Here is a 15774-nt window from a genome sequence, read left to right as displayed (position 1 = left end):
CGGGCCGGCGCGGGCCCCGTCACCGGCGGGCCGCGCCCGCCCTCACGGGGTCGTGTCGACGCCGGCGGGATCCTGGCCGGATGCCGCGCCGGTCCGCCGCTTCCGGGCGGCGTAGGCGCGCCGCATCTTCACGTAGTTGCCGCACCCGGCCATCGAGCACCAGCGCCGGGCCTGGTTGCGGGACGCGTCGTAGTAGGCCCAGCGGCAGGTGTCGCGGTCGCACACCTTGAGCCTCGTCCACGTCTGCTCCTCGGCGCAGCGCCGCACCGCGTCGAGGATCTGGGCCAGCGCCGATCCGAGGGCGCCACCGCCGGCCGCCGCCAGCCGTGGGCCCCCGTCGGCGAACGTCATCCGTACGGGCACCGCGGCCAGGGCCCGGTCGAGGTCCGCGAGGGCTGCCGGGTCGGCACGGTGGCCGGCGTGGCCGAGCAGCACGGACCGGAGCCCCTCCCGGACGGTGATGGCCAACGCGAGGTCCGCGGGACGCAGCCGCGCGTCGGCCGGGACGAGCCCCCGGTCGGCGAACCAGTCGCGCAGCCGCTCGGGCGCGGTCAGGGCCTCCTCGTCCACCTGCGGCTCGTACGTGTTCACGAAGTCCCGCACCAGCCGGACGGCCGGTGGGACCCGCGCCTCCTCGTCGTGCACCGCCGCCTCCTCGATCTCGACACCACCGTAACGCCTTGACAGGTGTAACAGCCTCTGCGAGCGTCGTGGCTACACCAGCGAAACCGTTTCGCCGGTGTAGAGGGCGCGGTGACCGGCGCGGCGTGCGGACGAGCGGGAGGAGGCGCGATGGGGGTCACCCTCAAGGACGTGGCCCGGCTCGCCGGGGTCTCGGCCAAGACGGTGTCCAATGTCGTGAACGGGTGCCCGGGCGTCAGTGACGCGCTGCGCCGGCGGGTCCGCGACGCCATCGGCCAGCTCGGCTACCGCCCCCACCTGGCCGCCCGGCACCTGCGTACCGGCCGCACCGGCCTGCTCGCCCTCGTCGTCGACACCCCGCACCTGGACGAGGTGGCGCGCGCGATCCTCCGCGCCGCCGCGCAGCGGGGCCACCGGGTCGTCGTCGCGCCGCGCGGGCCCGCTCGCGGCGTCACGGCGGCATGGCGCGACGTCCCGGCCGACGGGATCCTGCTGGGCACGAACGCCCCACCGCGTGACGTGCTCGACGCCGAGGTCACCGCCGGCACGCCGCTCGTGCTGCTCGGGGAGGGCCGCGACGACCGCTGCGACCGGGTCGGCGTCGACATGGTCCGGGCGGCCCGGGACGCCACCGCGCACCTGCTGGCCCTCGGGCGCCGCCGGATCGCCGCCATCGGCGCCGACCCCGGGCCGTCCCGGTCCCGCACCGCCGGCTACCGGCAGGCCCTCCGGCGGGCCGGGATCGACGCTCCGGCCGCCTACGTCCGCGCCACGGCTCGGCCGGAACGGACGGACGGCTACCACGCCGCCCGGTCGCTCCTCGCCCACGACCCGCCCCCCGACGCGATCTTCTGCTACAGCGACCCGCTCGCGGTCGGCGCGATACGCGCCGCCACCGACGCCGGACTACGGGTGCCGGACGACGTGGCCGTCATCGGGTTCGGCGGCACCGAGGAGGGGCGGTACGTCCGGCCGTCGCTGAGCACCGTCGTCCCGGACGCGGAGGTCATCGCCCGGGCCGCCGTCACCCGGATCGTCGCCCGCATCGCCTGCCCGGACCTCCCGCCGGCCGAGATCGTCGCCCCACACACGGTGCTGCCACGCGAGAGCGCGCCGGCACCACCGGGCGGAAGCAGGCCGGCGTCGCCGCGCGAGAGCGCGCCGGAGCTGCCGGGCGGAACCGTCCGGGCGTGTCCGCGCGGGAGCGTGCCGCACCGCGAGACGGCGCCGCACACCCCGCGGGCGGGCGACGGGGCGGCGGCGGCCGGCGGTCCGCGCGTCCCGGCGTGACCCCGTCGGCACCCGTCACCGGCCGCGCAGCCGTCGCCACGCGGCGGCGACCGCCGCCACGCCCTCCTCGATGTCGGTGACGGAGTTGGCGGCGTAGCCGAGGACCAGCCCCGGCGGGTGCTCCCGCTGGCAGTGCCACGACAGGGGGTGCACCTTCACCCCACGGTCCAGGGCCGCGGCCGCCAGGTCGGTGTCGGCCACCGGGCCGTCCAGGGTGAGCATCAGGTGCAGGCCGGCCGCCGCGCCGTGCACCCTCGCGCCCGGCAGGTGCCGGGCGACCGCGTCGACCATCGCGTCACGGCGGCGTACGTGGCGGCGGCGCAGCAGCCGCAACTGCCGTTCCAGGGCGCCGGTGGTCATCAGCTCGGCGAGCACCAGTTGCGGCAGCACCGAGGTGCCGAGGTCGGCGTTGCGCTTCGCGGCCACCACGGCGTCCCGGTAGCGGGGCGGTACGAGCAGCCACCCGACCCGCAGCGCGGGGGCGAGCAGCTTCGACACGCTGCCGGCGTAGCAGACGTGCTCCGGGAGCAGGCCACGCAGCGCCGGTACGGGCGGCCGGTCGTAGCGGTGTTCGGCGTCGTAGTCGTCCTCCACGATCAGCCCGCCGTCGCGGGCCCACCGGACGAGCCGGCGTCGGCGGTCGCCGTCGAGCACCACGCCGGTCGGGAACTGGTGGGCGGGCGTGAGCATGACGGCGCGGGCGCCGGTGGCGGCCAGGTCGTCCACCCGCAGCCCGGCCGCGTCCACGGCGACCGGCGGGGTGGCCATGCCCCAGTTGTTCAGGTGCTGGCGTACGCCGAGCGACCCCGGCTCCTCCACGGCGATCCGGTCGATGCCGCTGGCGCGCAGCGCCTGGGCGAGCAGGCCGAGGGCCTGGGACACCCCGGCGGTGACCACCACCTCGGCCGGGTCGGCGGCGATGCCCCGGTTGCGGGCCAGCCAGGCGGCCACCGCGGCGCGCAGCGCCGGCGCGCCGCACGGGTCGCCGTACCCGAAGTCGGCCGCCGCGAGCCGCCGCAGCACGGCCCGCTCGGCGCGCAGCCAGTCCGCGCGGGGGAACGCCGCCAGGTCGGGCACGCCGGGGGTCAGGTCGATCCGCGCGGGCAGGGTGCGTACGGCGTCGAAGACGTCGCTGCCCGGCGCGGACGGGAAGAGCGCGGCCGGGGCGGGCGGGGCGACCGTGACGGCCGGGCGGGCCGGCGGCGGGGCGGCGACCACCACCGTGCCGGCGCGGCCCCGACCGGTGATGCGCCCCTCCTCCGCGAGCCGCTGGTACGCCTCGGTGACCACGCCCCGGGAGACGCCGAGGTCGGCGGCGAGAACCCGGGTGGGAGGCAGCCGACCGCCGACGGGGACCCGCCCGTCGCCGATCGCCTCGCGCAGGCGGTCGGCGAGCCAGGCGGCCCGCCCGCCCGGCGGCGCCTCGGCGATGTCGAGGTGCAGGAAGTCCGATCCCGCGGCGCGGGGCGTCGCCGTCGTGCCGCCCGGTCGGCGCAGGCCGTCGCGGGGGGCGACGACTGCACCGCCGGCGGCCCCGCTTTTGGACCTGTCGCGCGAGTGCGTTTTGGCCCTGCTCATCGGACCATCCTGCCAGCAGAGTGGTGCGGGGGCGACACGTGCCGCCACCGCACCGGAGAGGATCGTCGTGAGCATCGCATTCCTGGTCACCACGCTCGTCGTGGTCGTCACCCCGGGCACCGGGGTGATCTACACGCTGTCGGCCGGGCTGTCCCGGGGAGCCCGGGCCGGCCTCATCGCCGCGGTCGGGTGCACGCTGGGCACGGTGCCGCACCTGCTCGCGGCGGTCACCGGGCTGGCCGCCCTGCTGTCGGCCAGCGCCACGGCGTTCCACGCGGTGAAGTACGCGGGGGTGGCGTACCTGCTCTACGTCGCCTGGTCGACGATCCGGGACCGCACCGCGTTCACCCCGACGGCCGACCCGACGCCCCGCTCGGCGCTGCGGGTGATCGTCACCGCGGTGCTCGTGAACCTGCTCAACCCCAAGCCGACGCTGTTCTTCGTGGCGTTCCTGCCGCAGTTCGTCGATCCGGCGGGCGCCGGTGCCACCCGCGGGATGCTCGGGGCCGGTCTGGTGTTCATGCTGCTCACCCTGGTGGTGTTCAGCGGCTACGGGGTGGCCGCCGCCGCGGTGCGGGACCGGGTGCTCGCCCGCCCGCGGGTCACCGCCTGGCTGCGCCGTACCGTCGCCGGCACGTTCGTGGCGCTCGGCGTCTCGCTCGTCCTCACCGACCGATAGGAGCATCCTGTGCGCTTCCAGCACTCCGCCGCGGTCCGGGCGGCCTTCCCGGACCTCGTGGCCGGCGTCGTGGTCGCCGCCGGCATCACCACGGACCTCGCCGTGGCGTCGCGGGTCGAGGCGTTCACCGACCGCGCCCGCGCCCGTCTGGCGACCGGTCCGGAGGCGGGCTTCCCGGAGATCCAGGCGTGGCGGCGGGCCTTCGCCGCGACGGGCCTGAAGCCGACGCAGTACCGGTGCGCCGCGGAGGCGTTGCTGCGACGGCTGCGGCTCGACGGCGAGCTGCCCCGGGTGCATCCGCTCGTGGACCTCTGCAACGCGATCTCGGTGGCGTACGCCGTCCCGGTCGCCGTGCTGGACACCGACCGGATCAGCGGGGACCTCACGGTGCGGCACGCCCGCGGCGACGAGGAGTACGTGACCTTCGCCGGCGGCGTCGAACACCCGGAGCCCGGCGAGGTGACGTTCGCCGACGCGGCGGGGCGCGCCCACGCGCGGCGCTGGACCAACCGGCAGAGCGGCTGGTCGGCGGTACGGGCGCAGACGTCGCGGGTGCTGATCGTGGCCGAGGGGCTGCACCAGACGGCCGGTGCGGACGTCGCCCGGCTCGTCGACACGCTACGGACGGAACTGGCCGCGATCGGGGCGACGCCGGGCGCGCACGCGGTGCTGACCGGAGCCGCGCCGGCGTTCGACGTCCCGGAGGAGGCGCCGGCGGGCCGGGCGGACCCGGAGGCCGGCCGGCCCGGTCCCGGTCAGGCGGTCTCGCCCGGCGCGAGGTGGCGGTAGCCGGGGACGGTCTCGGCGAACCAGCCGGTGACGCTGGCCAGTCCGCGCTCGTTGACCTGCGCGTCGTGGATGGTGTACGCGCGGGGCGCGCCCACGGCCCGGGCGAACTCGATGGCCTCGCTCAGCCGCATCCACGACCCGTGGCCCGGGATCAGCAGTGTCCCCACGGGCTCGTCCGGCACGTGCAGCGAGTCACCCGGGTGGTAGACGTCGTCACCGACCAGGTAGCCGAGGTTGACGCAGTCCGGCTGCCCGTCGTGGATGACCGCGTGCCGCCCGCCGACCGCGGCGACCGGGAGACCGGCGGCGGTGAACCGCTGGCCGGCGCGTACCGGGATCACCGGCGCCGACCCCAGCTCGGGCAGGTGGGCGCCCTCCGGGGCGTACACCGGCACGCCGAGGCCGGCCAGGCGGAGCGCGTCGACGTGGTCGCTGTGCTCGTGGGTGACCAGGACGGCGTCCGCGCCGGCCAGGGCCGCCGGCTCGCTCCACGTTCCCGGGTCGATGACGAGCACCCCACCGTCGTGCTCGATGCGGACGCAGGAGTGGGTGAACTTCGTGATCTTCACCGGGTGACCCTAGCGCGCCGCCGGCCGGGTCGGTCGCGCCCCGCGTGCCGTTGGTCGTGCCCCGCGTGGGCGCCCGCGGTCAGTCGTGCCCGGCGTGGCCGCCGGCCGGCGGGCGGCCGGGTCGCTGGCCGGGCTCGACCACCACGAACTGGCCCATCATCCCGGCGTCCTCGTGCCACAGCAGGTGGCAGTGGAACATGTACGGCATGTCCGGGTCGCTGTGGTCGGTGAACCGCATGATGAGGCGCACCGGCCGGTGTGGAGGGAGGAAGATGGTGTCCTTCCATCCGGACAGCTCCGGGGGCGGCGCGCCACCGTCGACCGACAGCACCTGGAACTGCACGTCGTGGACGTGGAAGTTGTGCGGTGTGCCGTCGCGGTTGACCACCTCCCAGATCTCGGTGCTGCCCCGGGTCACCGCGGCGTCGATCCGTCCCATGTCCATCGACCGGTCGTTGATCGTCCGGCCGCTCAGCACGAACGACCGGGTGGTCGCCGCCGCGGCGGGATCGAGCCGGTCCGGTGGCACCAGCGCGTCGGGCACCGGCGGCGCGTCGGCCAGCGTGGACGCGGCACGCAGTTGCAGCACGTCGAAGCGGTCCACGCCGCCGGCGAAGCGCCGGCTCAGGGCGTCCGCGCCGAGGTCGGGCGGGAAGCTGCGCAGTGTGGTCCGCTCCCCCGGGCGCACGTCCACCACGATCTCGGCCCGCTCACCGGGCGAGAGGCGTACGCGGTGCAGCCGGGCGGTCCGGTCGAGCAGTCCGCCGTCGGTGGCGATCAGCGCGAAGGCGCGGTCGTCGGCGAAGCCGAAGTCGTACGTCCGGGCCGTCGACCCGTTCAGCAGCCGCAGTCGTACCCGCTCGGTGCGCACGTCGAGGTAGGGCGCGACGGTGCCGTTGACGAGCAGGGTGTCGCCGAGCACGCCGATGCTGGAGATCATGTTGCGGGTCTTGCGGAACTGGCCGCTGCGGGAGAACGACCGGTCCTGCACGATCACCGGGATGTCGTCCACGCCGTAGCGGCGGGGCAGGGGCAGCGCCGCCTCCCGGTCGTCGTCGAGGATGAACATGCCGGCGAGCCCCCGGTAGACGTGCTCCTCGGTACGGCCGTGGGGGTGCGGGTGGTACCAGAGGGTGGCCGCCGGCTGGTCCACCCGCCACGTCGGCGACCAGGTGGCTCCGGGGCGGACCAACTGGTGGGGGCCACCGTCCATCCGGGCCGGCAGGTGCATCCCGTGCCAGTGCACGTTGGTCTCCTCGGTGAGCCGGTTGACGACGTTGACGACCACCTCCTCGCCCCGCTTCGCCCGCAGCGTCGGGCCGAGGAAGTCGCCGTTGAAGCCCGCGGTGCGGGTCAGCCGGCCGTCACCCCGGAAGTCGCGTCGGCCGTCACGGGCGAGCAGGTCGAACACGCGGCGGCCCCGCTCGTCGGTCCGGGACGTCGCCAGCGGCGGCACGGCCAGCGGCCGTACGAAGTCGACCTTTCCGACCGTGTCGGTGCCGCCGCGGGCGACGACCCAGCCGGCCACCGCGACGCCGCCGCAACAGACGACCAGCACGACCGCGAGGACGCCGAGCAGGATGCGGCGCGCGGAACGTCGCCGGACGGGCATGACGGTCACCTCCAGAAGATTGGCTACCTGTAGCCTCTCTTCTTATTGGGCGGCGGGCCACCTCCCGCGCGGGGTTTCCGGGACCGCTCCGGGATCCCCCGGAGCCACGTCCGGGACGCCCGGTCGTCTCGGAGTGGTGGACGGCCGGTCAGCCGGCGGGCCGTACCGGATGATCGGGGAATGGAGCAGCCAGCGGAGCGGGGGCACCGGTGCGTGCCGCACACCGCCGACGTGCGCATCGAGGCGTGGGCGCCGACCCGGGAGGACTGCGTGGCGGAAGCCGTCACGGCGCTCGTCGAGACCTTCACCGACACCGCCGGCGCCCGGCCGGGCGCCGAGCGCGAGTTCGCGGCGCCGGCCGGGGACGACGCGGACCTGCTGGTGAGCGTCCTCGACGAGGTGATCTTCCGGATGGACACGGCCGACGAGCTGCCACTGACCACCGAGGTGACCGACGACGGCAGCGGCGGGCTGCGGGTGCGCTGGCGCGTGACCGGCACCGCGGACGTCGAGCTGGTCGGCGCGGTGCCGAAGGCCGTGTCCCTGCACGAGCTGCGCTTCGGGCCGGACACCGGTGGCTGGTCGTGCGCCGTGACCCTGGACGTCTGACCCGGCGGGTACACCGCGTCCGCCGGGCGGGGATCGGCCCGCGCGGGCGGCCGTCAGCCCTTGACCACCCCGATCGGCACGAGCCGGGCCACCTTCCGGCACAACCCGGCGCCCTCGGCGGACTCCACCACGGCCGTCACGTCCTTGTACGCCGCCGGCATCTCCTCGGCCAGCCCTCGCCGGGAGACACCGCGTACGGCGATGTCCTGCGCCTCCAGCTGCCGCCGCGGGTCGGCGCCCTTCTCGGCCCTGACCGCCTGCTTCCGGCTCTGGACGCGGCCGGCGCCGTGGCAGGTGGACGCGAACGCCGGCGAGCCGGGCACGCCGGTGAGGACGTACGAGCCGGTACCCATCGAGCCGGGGATGAGCACGGGCTGGCCCACGTCGCGCAGGTCGGCGGGCAGGTCCTCGTGGCCCGGCGGCAGCGCCCGGGTCGCGCCCTTGCGGTGCACGCAGAGGCGGCGCCGGACGCCGTCCACGTCGTGCTCCTCGATCTTGGCGAGGTTGTGCGAGATGTCGTAGACCAGATCCAGCTCGCGCCCGGTCTCCCGCGCGAAGACCTTCCGGGCGGCGTCGGTGAGCAATTGCCGGTTGGCGCGGGCGTAGTTCGCCGCCGCCGCCATCGCCCCCAGGTAGGCCCGGCCCTCGTGCGACGACACCGGCGCGCACGCGAGCTGCCGGTCCGGCACGTGGATGCCGTAGCGCGACATCACCTTCTCCATGCCCCGCACGTAGTCGGTGCAGATCTGGTGACCCAGCCCGCGCGACCCGCAGTGGATCATCACGCAGACCTGGCCGGGGTGGAGGCCGAACGCGGTCGCCACGGCGTCGTCGTACACCTCCTCGACGGCCTGCACCTCCAGGAAGTGGTTGCCGGAGCCGAGACTGCCCACCTGGCGGGCGCCCCGCTCCACCGCGCGGTCGCTGACCGCGTGCGGGTCCGCGTCGTCGACGGCCCCGTAGTCCTCGCAGCGCTCCAGGTCCCGCTCGACGCCGAAGCCGCGCTCCACCGCGTAGCGGGAGCCGCCGCGCAGCACCCCGTCGAGTTCCGCCCGGTCCGTGAGGTGCCAGACGGCGCCCTTGCCCATGCCCCGCGGGGTCGACGCGGCGAGCCCGTCCATGACGCCCTCCATCCGGGGCGCCAGCTCGGCGCGGTCGAGGTCGGCGGCGAGCAGGCGCACGCCGCAGGAGATGTCGAAGCCGACACCGCCGGGCGAGACGACCCCGTCGTGCGCGACGTCGGTCGCGGCCACCCCGCCGATGGGGAACCCGTAGCCCCAGTGCACGTCCGGCATCGCGTACGAGGCGTCGACGATCCCGGGCAGGGTCGCCACGTTCGCCACCTGGTCGAGGGACTTGTCCGCGCCCGCGTCGGGCAGCAGCGACCGGGTCGCGAAGACGACGCCCGGCACCCGCATCGGGTCCTGCTGGTCGATCCGGAACCGGTACGGCGACTCCTCCACCAGCTGCATGCCGCTCGGCTACCCGGGGCGGCCGCGCTTACACCCGCGCCGCTCCACGCCCCCGCCGCGTCACGCCCGCGGTCCGCCGGTCGCGTCGCCGCCGGGCGGCCGGCGCCATGTCCGGGTACCGGTCGCCGGCCAGTTCGGCGTCGCGGGCGGCCACGGCCGCCCAGACCTCGTCCGGCACCGGGCGGTCCGGCCGCATCCACACCGCCACGGCGGCGGGCCGCCCGTCGGCGTCGAGGGCGGCCCACACGTCGCCGTACGGCAGGCCGACCGTTCCGATCGTCAGCGTGAACAGCGCGGCGAGGCGCTCCCGGTGCCGGTCCGCGGCGACCGTCCAGGTGGTCCACGCGTACCCCTCGAAGGCGTCGGCCAGGACGTCGGCCGCCGCCTCGACCAGCTCCGGCCCGATCCGCCGTACCTGCACGCGCACCCCCTCGGCCGCCACCGGCCCTCCGCACTCCGGCCAGGGATCATCGCACGACGCGCCCGGGGCGTCGCCGCCGCACCGGTCCGCCGGCCCGACGGGTGATTCCGCCGCACGCAACCGGGTACTGCGCCCGGCATGCCCGCACGCTTCGAGGACTATCCCCGGATCGCCATCGTCACCGGCGCGGACTCCGGCATCGGCAAGGCCTGCGCGGTGGCCCTCGCCGAGGCCGGCTTCGACGTCGGCATCACCTGGTACGGCGACCCCGCCGGCGCCGATCGGACGGCCGCGCGGGTGCGCGCCGCCGGCCGCCGCTGCGAGGTCGCCGAGATGGACCTGACCCGGCTGCCGGACGCCGCGGGAGTCGTCGACGAGCTGGCCGACCGGCTCGGCGGTGTCGGGATGCTCGTGAACAACGCCGGCACCGGCGCGTCGGTCCCCTTCGTCGACACCGGCTGGGAGCAGTGGCGCGACGTGCTCTCCGTCGACCTCGACGGGCCCTTCCTCTGCGCGCAGCGGGCCGCCCGCCGGATGCGCGCGGCCGGCCGGGGCGGGCGCATCGTCAACATCACCAGCGTCCACGAGCACGCGCCGCGCGTCGGGTCGGCCGCGTACTGCGCGGCGAAGGGCGGCCTCGGGCTGCTCACCAAGGTCATGGCACAGGAGCTGGCCGCCGACGGGATCACCGTCAACGCGGTGGCGCCGGGCGAGATCTCCACCCCGATGACCGGGCAGGAGGACGTCGACCCGTTCACCCAGGAACGCCCGGGCATACCCGTGGGGCGGCCGGGTGACGCCCGGGAGGTGGCGGCCGTCGTGGCGCTGCTCGCCTCACCCGCCGCCGCGTACGTCACCGGCGCGTCCTGGCCGGTCGACGGCGGCATGCTCATGATGGGCCCCCAGGCGGCGGCGCTCACCACGGACGACTGGCGGCGCGTCGCACCGAGCTGACCCCTCCCTCCGGGTCGACGCCGGCGTACGCGGCGGCCGTGGCGGCCCCCAGCCGCCGAACCGCCCGGACGACGACCGCGGGCCGTGGTCACGAACGGGACAGCGATCGCCAAAGCGGGCACGTATCCTCTCGTCGTTCCACGTGATCACCGGCGCCGGCACCGGCGGCCGGGCCGGAAGGGGGCCGGATGCGGCGGGCGGACGGCTGGCGCGGGGGTCGTACGCCCCGGCAGCGGAGGGCGTTCGTGACCGGTGGCGGCCTGCTCGGCGCGGCCGCAGTCATGCTGCTGGCCGCGTGGCGCAGCAGCGGCTTCCTCAGCGACCTGCTGCTCAACCTCGGCGCGAGCGTGGTGCTCGCCGCGATCTCGTACGTCATCTTCGACCCGCTGTTCGAGGAGGCCCGCAAGGCCCGCGTGCAGGAGCACCTGAGCTTCGACCAGCAGGCGTTCGTCGCCCGGCTGCGCGGCAGCTGCCGGCGGGTCCGCATCCTCGACACCTGGACCATCCTCCTCGAGGACCGGCACCGGGAGGCGACCCTCGCCGCCATGCGGGCGGCCCTGGGCAGCGGCGCCGAGGTGCAGCTGCTCCTGCTCGACCCCGACTGCACCGCGGCGCAGCAACGCTCGGAGGAACTGGAGCGGCAACGGGTGAACGTCCCCCGGCAGATCCGGGCCAACCTGCGCCACCTGGCCGCCTTCGCCGGTGACCTCACGCCCGAGGAGCGCGGCCGGTTCCAGGTGCGCATCTACGACGCGTCGCCGTCGATCCAGCTCTACCAGTGGGACGGGCAGGCCCTCATCTCGTTCTTCCCGATCGGCAAGCTGTCGTTCAACGTCCCGCAGCTCGAGGTGGACATGGACAGCCCGTGGGGCGGGTTCGTGCACGCCCGCTTCGAGGAGCTGTGGGAGCACGACCAGGCGACCCTGCCGCTGGAGCGGTACTGGTCGACCACGGTGACCCTGCGCCACGGGGAGTCCGACGTGGCCGAGGTGCAGGTGCCGTACGTGGTGGTCGACGAGCGGCACTACATCGACTGCGGAGCGTTGCGGCTGAGCGGGCCGCTGACCGCCCGGGCCCGGCTGCCGCGTACGCCCCGGTCCGCCCCGCGGGTGTTCGCGCTCGTGGAGCCGGCCGACGGCGACCGCGCGGCCGTGGCCCGGCACTTCGACCAGAAGTACGGGCGCGCCGACGGCGGCCGGACGGTCCTGTGCCTGGCGCCGCAGCGGGCGGCCGACGGCCGTGCCCCGGGGCCGCGCTCCCCCGCCGCCGCCGACCCGCGCTGACCGGCGGCGGGCGTCGACCGACCCCTGCGGCGCCGGGAGTCCCCGCGGGGCGGGACAATGGGGCGGGGCCCGCACGTCCACGCCGGCCGTCCGGGTCGAGCGGTAGGAGAACGGTCAGCATGTCGGAGACGTCGCGGTCGACGCGGGACGACCTGCGCGCCGACTGCGCCCGGTGCTTCGGGCTCTGCTGCGTCGCCCCCGCCTTCGCGGCGTCCGCCGACTTCGCCGTCGACAAGCCCGCCGGACGGCCCTGCACCCACCTGCGCGCCGACAACCGGTGCGGGATCCACGCCGAGCTGCGCGCGCGGGGCTTTCCCGGCTGCACGGTCTTCGACTGCTTCGGCGCCGGGCAGCAGGTCGCCCAGGTCACCTTCGGCGGGCGGGACTGGCGGGCCGCGCCCGAGACGGCGACGCTCATGTTCGACACGTTCGCGGTGATGCGGCCGCTGCACGAACTGCTCTGGTACCTGACCGAGGCGCTGGCGCTGGACCCGCCGGCGGCGCTGCGCGGGGAGCTGGAGCGGGCCCGCGCGGAGACCGAGCGCGTCACGGCCGGCAGCCCGGAGGAGTTGCTGGCGGTGGACGTCGGCGCGTACCGGGACCGCGTCAACCCGCTGCTGTCCCGGGCCGGTGACGCGGCCCGGTCCCGCGGCGGGCGACCGGGGGCGGACCACCGGGGCGCCCACCTGTTCGGGGCAGACCTGCGCCGCGCCGACCTGCGCCGCGCCAACCTGCGGGGAGCGCTGCTGATCGGCGCCGACCTGCGCGGCGCCGACCTGCACCTGGCCGACCTCACCGGGGCGGACCTGCGCGGCGCCGACCTGCGCGGGGCGGACCTGTCCCGCGCCCTCTTCGTGCACCAGTCGCAGCTCGACGCGGCGCGCGGCGACGCGCGCACGGCGCTGCCGGCACGCCTGCGCCGCCCGCCGCACTGGACGAGCCTGCCGCTCGTCCCCACCCGCCGCCGCCCCCGCCGCCCCCGCTGACAGCTCCGCGATCTTGCAGTTTCTGCCCCGGCATACGGGACGAACGCCGCAGATCGGGGGCCGAAAGTGCAAGATCGACGGGGCGGGAGGGGGTCAGGGCTCCTCGCGCAGGCCCGCGTGGACCGGGCAGGCCGGACAGTGGGCGCGGTCGCAGAGCCGGCAGAGGTACGCGAGGCTGCGCCGGTCGGTGACCTCGTGGCGCAGCAGGGTCCGGGCGATGCCGGCGAGTTGCTCCCGCTGCTCGGCGTCGAGCGGCGCCAGCAGGTCGGCGAGGACCTCCTCGCGGGCCCGCAGGACGTCCCGCGCCGCCGCGACGCCCGCCGGGGTCAGGTGCAGGGCGCGGCTGCGCGCGTCCGGGCCGGGCCGGCGTTCCAGCCAGCCCTGCTCGCGCAGGCGCCGGACGAGGTGGGCCGCTCCGGGCTGGGTGAGGCCGAGTACCTGGCGGAGCCATTCGGCGGTCACGCCGGGCTGGTCCTTCAGGACGACCAGCGCCTCGGCCAGCGCCCCGCCGGCGCCCGCGGGCCCGGTGACCGCCGCCCGCATCCGCGAGCCGACGAGGAGCGCCAGCGCGCCGAGGAGGTTCGTCGCACCACCGTCGGGTAGATACATAAGCTGTGAATGTACCGCGTCGGGCGCTGGCCCTCATCGTCCTGATGAACCTCGGCTACCTGCCGGTCGCGATGCGGCACCTGCTCGTCGTGCTGCTCGGCCACCACAACACCGGAAGCTTCGCCGCCGCAGGCGCGGCCAGCGCGGCGTGCGGGATCGGGCTGGCCCTCACCGCCCCGGTGGCCGGACGGCTGCTGAGGCGGCTCGGCGACCGGCCCGTGCTGCTCGCCAGCGGCGTCGGCCACCTGGTCGCGCTGCTCGGTCTCGCGGTCGCCACCGACCCGTGGGTCTTCGTGGCGTTCGCCGCCGGCGCCGGCCTGTCCAGCCCGCCGGTGATGGGCAGTGGGCGGGCCCGGCTCGCCGTGGTCGTTCCCGCCCCGGCGCTCGGCCGCGCCTACGCGCTCAACGCCGTCGCGCAGGAACTGCTCTACGTGGGCGGACCGCTGGTGGTGACCCTGAGTCTCCTGGCGACCGGCCCGGCGGGCGCGTTGCTCGGCTTCGCCTCGGTGGGCACCGCCGCGCTGGTCGCCACCGCGTTCGTCATCCCCCGCGCTCCGGGGGACGCCCGCCGGGCGGCCGCCCCGACTCCCCCGCCGGGCCGGGCCACCCTGCGGACGCTGCTCGGCACGCACCTCGCCTACACCACCTGCATGGGCGCCATGTGGGTGCTGGTGCCCGCGTTCGCGGCCGCCGTCGGGCACCCCGACCAGGCCGGGATGCTGGTCGCCGTCTGGTCCGCCGGGAGCCTGGTCGGTGGCCTGCTCCTCGCCCGCCTGGGCCGTCCGGGCACCCCCGGCGCCGCCTACCTCGGGTTGCTCGGGACGCTGGCGGTCACCTCGCTCGCCCTGCCGCTCCCCCGTACCGTCGCGCAGATGGCCGTGGTGCTGGCCGTCTTCGGCCTGGGGCTCGCGCCCTGGCTGGCGGTCACCGACGAGATCCTCGCCCGGGCCACACCCGCGCCACGGCTCGCCGAGGCGTACGGCCGGCTGCTCACCGCCGGCCAACTCGGCACCGCCCTCGGCGCGGCGACCAGCGGGGCGGTCAACGACCGGTTCGGCAACGCGGCCGCCTTTTTGGTGGTGGGCGCGGCGCTGGTGCTCGCCCTCGCCACCGCCGTCACCCGCCGCCGCACGCTGCGGGACCCCGGCACGCCGCCGGTCGGGACGGACCGGATCCCCGATCCGGTCGCCCCGGCCGGTTGACGTTTCGCCGGTTTGCCCCCGGGTAGGTACGGCCGACCGGAGACGGCGCGGACGGGAGGCGACCGTGGGGTTCAGAACGCGGCAGGGCGAGCAGCCGGTCGACCCGGAGCACGCCGAGGACGAGGCCGGTCAGGCCCGGCTGGTCCAGGTCGAGGCGGACACCGACGTCCCGCCCCCGGACGACACCGACGTACGGCCGGACGTGGTCACCGAGGACGACGGATCCGGCGTGGCCGGCGGCGCCTCCGGCAGCAGCGCCGGCGGCTCCGGGATGCCCGGCCACCCCGACGCGGCCCGCTGATCCCGCCCGGCGGCCGTGTTTGCGGGACGCCGAGGAGGGCAGGAGTCCGGCATGACCGACGAACGCTTCGACCGGTCCGGCACCGACGAGCCGGACGGCACCACCGCACTCCAGGCGTCGCTGCGCCGGCCCGGCGAGTCCCTGCCCGGCGCGGACACCGGCGACGACCTCGCCGACCTGCCGGCCGAGGACACGCTCCCGGCGCGGGAGACCAGCCGCGCGGGGTACGACGTGGACGACGTCTCCGGAGCCGTCGACCCCAACCGGTGACGGCGGCCGTCAGCGGGCGCCGACCGCCGCCCGGGCCTCGGCCATGCCCCGGTTGGCCAGGGCGTCGGCGCGCTCGTTCTCCGGGTGGCCGTTGTGCCCCTTCACCCACAGCCAGGTGACCCGGTGCCGGGCGCACGCCGCCTCCAGCCGCTGCCACAGGTCGGCGTTCTTCACCGGCTGCTTCGCCGCGGTGAGCCAGCCGTTGCGCTTCCACGACGCGAGCCAGCTGGTGATGCCGTTGCGCACGTACGTGCTGTCGGTGTGCAGTTCGACGGTGACCGGCCGGGTGAGGCTCTCCAGGGCCTGGATGGCGGCCATCAGCTCCATCCGGTTGTTGGTGGTCGGGCTCGCCTCGCCGCCGCACAGTTCGCGCTCGTGCGCGCCGTAGCGCAGGACGGCGCCCCAGCCGCCCGGGCCGGGGTTGCCGCTGCACGCCCCGTCGGTCCAGATCCGCACCACGTTGCCCGCGTCCACCATGCCGGCAACCTACCTGCCGCCGCGGCGGCCG

At 76.2% G+C, this 15774-nt stretch carries 17 protein-coding genes and 1 pseudogene; 10 read left to right on the top strand and 8 right to left on the bottom strand.

Annotated features, from left to right (window positions below; translation table 11 throughout):
- Nucleotides 1-42 precede the first annotated feature (42 nt).
- Complete coding sequence (locus tag D7I43_RS26510) at nt 43-645, bottom strand: CGNR zinc finger domain-containing protein (RefSeq protein WP_120331300.1); 603 nt, start codon at nt 643-645, stop codon at nt 43-45.
- 147 nt (nt 646-792) lie between these two features.
- Between D7I43_RS26510 and D7I43_RS26505 the strand changes: the two genes are divergently transcribed.
- Nucleotides 793-1932, top strand: coding sequence for a LacI family DNA-binding transcriptional regulator (locus D7I43_RS26505; protein WP_120331299.1), 1140 nt, complete (start codon nt 793-795; stop codon nt 1930-1932).
- A 15-nt stretch (nt 1933-1947) separates the two neighbouring features.
- Here the strand turns inward: D7I43_RS26505 and pdxR are convergent, their stop codons facing one another.
- Nucleotides 1948-3510 (bottom strand): MocR-like pyridoxine biosynthesis transcription factor PdxR, encoded by a 1563-nt coding sequence (gene pdxR, locus D7I43_RS26500; protein ID WP_120331298.1) that lies wholly within the window; start codon nt 3508-3510, stop codon nt 1948-1950.
- 67 nt (nt 3511-3577) lie between these two features.
- Here pdxR and D7I43_RS26495 point away from each other — a divergent pair, with 67 nt between their 5' ends.
- Nucleotides 3578-4189, top strand: coding sequence for a LysE family translocator (locus D7I43_RS26495; RefSeq protein WP_120331297.1), 612 nt, complete (start codon nt 3578-3580; stop codon nt 4187-4189).
- 9 nt (nt 4190-4198) lie between these two features.
- The gene (locus D7I43_RS26490) at nt 4199-4978 is read left to right on the top strand and encodes a B3/B4 domain-containing protein (RefSeq protein WP_120331296.1); all 780 of its coding nucleotides are present in this window, start codon (nt 4199-4201) and stop codon (nt 4976-4978) included.
- Here D7I43_RS26490 and D7I43_RS26485 read toward each other — a convergent pair.
- Together D7I43_RS26485 and D7I43_RS26480 are read right to left on the bottom strand one after the other, a co-directional pair.
- Nucleotides 4945-5547 (bottom strand): MBL fold metallo-hydrolase, encoded by a 603-nt coding sequence (locus tag D7I43_RS26485; protein ID WP_120331295.1) that lies wholly within the window; start codon nt 5545-5547, stop codon nt 4945-4947. The genes D7I43_RS26490 and D7I43_RS26485 overlap by 34 nt on opposite strands.
- A gap of 79 nt (nt 5548-5626) precedes the next feature.
- Nucleotides 5627-7159, bottom strand: a complete 1533-nt coding sequence (locus D7I43_RS26480; protein ID WP_120331360.1) for a multicopper oxidase family protein — start codon at nt 7157-7159, stop codon at nt 5627-5629.
- Nucleotides 7160-7339: 180 nt separating this feature from the next.
- Here D7I43_RS26480 and D7I43_RS26475 point away from each other — a divergent pair, with 180 nt between their 5' ends.
- Entirely contained in the window at nt 7340-7768 is a 429-nt protein-coding gene (locus D7I43_RS26475) for an archease (protein WP_120331294.1), read from the top strand.
- Nucleotides 7769-7821: 53 nt separating this feature from the next.
- Here D7I43_RS26475 and D7I43_RS26470 read toward each other — a convergent pair whose 3' ends face one another.
- Both D7I43_RS26470 and D7I43_RS26465 read right to left on the bottom strand, forming a co-directional pair.
- On the bottom strand, nt 7822-9240 hold the full coding sequence (locus D7I43_RS26470) for an RtcB family protein (RefSeq protein WP_120331293.1): 1419 nt from the start codon (nt 9238-9240) through the stop codon (nt 7822-7824).
- 97 nt (nt 9241-9337) lie between these two features.
- Nucleotides 9338-9661: pseudogene (locus D7I43_RS26465) on the bottom strand (GNAT family N-acetyltransferase); the annotation flags it as partial.
- 138 nt (nt 9662-9799) lie between these two features.
- Here D7I43_RS26465 and D7I43_RS26460 point away from each other — a divergent pair.
- The 3 genes from D7I43_RS26460 to D7I43_RS26450 all read left to right on the top strand — a co-directional run bounded on the left by D7I43_RS26460 (nt 9800) and on the right by D7I43_RS26450 (nt 12884).
- Entirely contained in the window at nt 9800-10615 is an 816-nt protein-coding gene (locus D7I43_RS26460; RefSeq protein ID WP_120331292.1) for an SDR family oxidoreductase, read from the top strand.
- Between the two features lie 188 nt (nt 10616-10803).
- On the top strand, nt 10804-11898 hold the full coding sequence (locus D7I43_RS26455; protein ID WP_147427301.1) for a DUF5919 domain-containing protein: 1095 nt from the start codon (nt 10804-10806) through the stop codon (nt 11896-11898).
- Nucleotides 11899-12017: 119 nt separating this feature from the next.
- Nucleotides 12018-12884, top strand: a complete 867-nt coding sequence (locus tag D7I43_RS26450; RefSeq protein ID WP_120331290.1) for a pentapeptide repeat-containing protein — start codon at nt 12018-12020, stop codon at nt 12882-12884.
- Between the two features lie 93 nt (nt 12885-12977).
- Here D7I43_RS26450 and D7I43_RS26445 read toward each other — a convergent pair whose 3' ends face one another.
- On the bottom strand, nt 12978-13493 hold the full coding sequence (locus tag D7I43_RS26445; protein WP_120331289.1) for a MarR family winged helix-turn-helix transcriptional regulator: 516 nt from the start codon (nt 13491-13493) through the stop codon (nt 12978-12980).
- Nucleotides 13494-13498: 5 nt separating this feature from the next.
- Between D7I43_RS26445 and D7I43_RS26440 the strand changes: the two genes are divergently transcribed.
- The 3 genes from D7I43_RS26440 (at nt 13499) to D7I43_RS26430 (ending at nt 15266) form a co-directional block, all read left to right on the top strand.
- Entirely contained in the window at nt 13499-14695 is a 1197-nt protein-coding gene (locus D7I43_RS26440) for an MFS transporter (protein WP_120331288.1), read from the top strand.
- A gap of 64 nt (nt 14696-14759) precedes the next feature.
- Nucleotides 14760-14996 carry a preprotein translocase YidC gene (locus D7I43_RS26435; RefSeq protein WP_120331287.1) on the top strand — a complete coding sequence of 79 codons (237 nt, stop codon included), beginning with the start codon at nt 14760-14762 and terminating at the stop codon, nt 14994-14996.
- Between the two features lie 51 nt (nt 14997-15047).
- Nucleotides 15048-15266, top strand: a complete 219-nt coding sequence (locus D7I43_RS26430; RefSeq protein ID WP_120331286.1) for a hypothetical protein — start codon at nt 15048-15050, stop codon at nt 15264-15266.
- A 9-nt stretch (nt 15267-15275) separates the two neighbouring features.
- On the opposite strand, the gene rnhA is transcribed toward D7I43_RS26430, so the two are convergent.
- Entirely contained in the window at nt 15276-15743 is a 468-nt protein-coding gene (gene rnhA, locus D7I43_RS26425; protein WP_120331285.1) for a ribonuclease HI, read from the bottom strand.
- Nucleotides 15744-15774 lie beyond the last annotated feature (31 nt).

The sequence above is a fragment of the Micromonospora globbae genome, assembly GCF_003610785.1.
GTDB classification, from domain to species: Bacteria; Actinomycetota; Actinomycetes; order Mycobacteriales; family Micromonosporaceae; genus Micromonospora; species Micromonospora globbae.
The sequence above is the reverse complement of the archived record's forward strand: the minus strand, read 5'-3'. Positions and strand labels throughout refer to the sequence as shown.

What these genes read in the sequence shown, in the direction of transcription:
- D7I43_RS26470 (WP_120331293.1), bottom strand. Translation starts at nt 9,240, where the DNA reads ATGCAGCTGGTGGAGGAGTCGCCGTACCGGTTCCGGATCGACCAGCAG.
- D7I43_RS26460 (WP_120331292.1), top strand. Translation starts at nt 9,800, where the DNA reads ATGCCCGCACGCTTCGAGGACTATCCCCGGATCGCCATCGTCACCGGC.
- D7I43_RS26480 (WP_120331360.1), bottom strand. Translation starts at nt 7,159, where the DNA reads ATGCCCGTCCGGCGACGTTCCGCGCGCCGCATCCTGCTCGGCGTCCTC.
- D7I43_RS26450 (WP_120331290.1), top strand. Translation starts at nt 12,018, where the DNA reads ATGTCGGAGACGTCGCGGTCGACGCGGGACGACCTGCGCGCCGACTGC.
- D7I43_RS26455 (WP_147427301.1), top strand. Translation starts at nt 10,804, where the DNA reads ATGCGGCGGGCGGACGGCTGGCGCGGGGGTCGTACGCCCCGGCAGCGG.
- D7I43_RS26445 (WP_120331289.1), bottom strand. Translation starts at nt 13,493, where the DNA reads ATGTATCTACCCGACGGTGGTGCGACGAACCTCCTCGGCGCGCTGGCG.
- D7I43_RS26505 (WP_120331299.1), top strand. Translation starts at nt 793, where the DNA reads ATGGGGGTCACCCTCAAGGACGTGGCCCGGCTCGCCGGGGTCTCGGCC.
- D7I43_RS26475 (WP_120331294.1), top strand. Translation starts at nt 7,340, where the DNA reads ATGGAGCAGCCAGCGGAGCGGGGGCACCGGTGCGTGCCGCACACCGCC.
- D7I43_RS26430 (WP_120331286.1), top strand. Translation starts at nt 15,048, where the DNA reads ATGACCGACGAACGCTTCGACCGGTCCGGCACCGACGAGCCGGACGGC.
- rnhA (WP_120331285.1), bottom strand. Translation starts at nt 15,743, where the DNA reads ATGGTGGACGCGGGCAACGTGGTGCGGATCTGGACCGACGGGGCGTGC.
- pdxR (WP_120331298.1), bottom strand. Translation starts at nt 3,510, where the DNA reads ATGAGCAGGGCCAAAACGCACTCGCGCGACAGGTCCAAAAGCGGGGCC.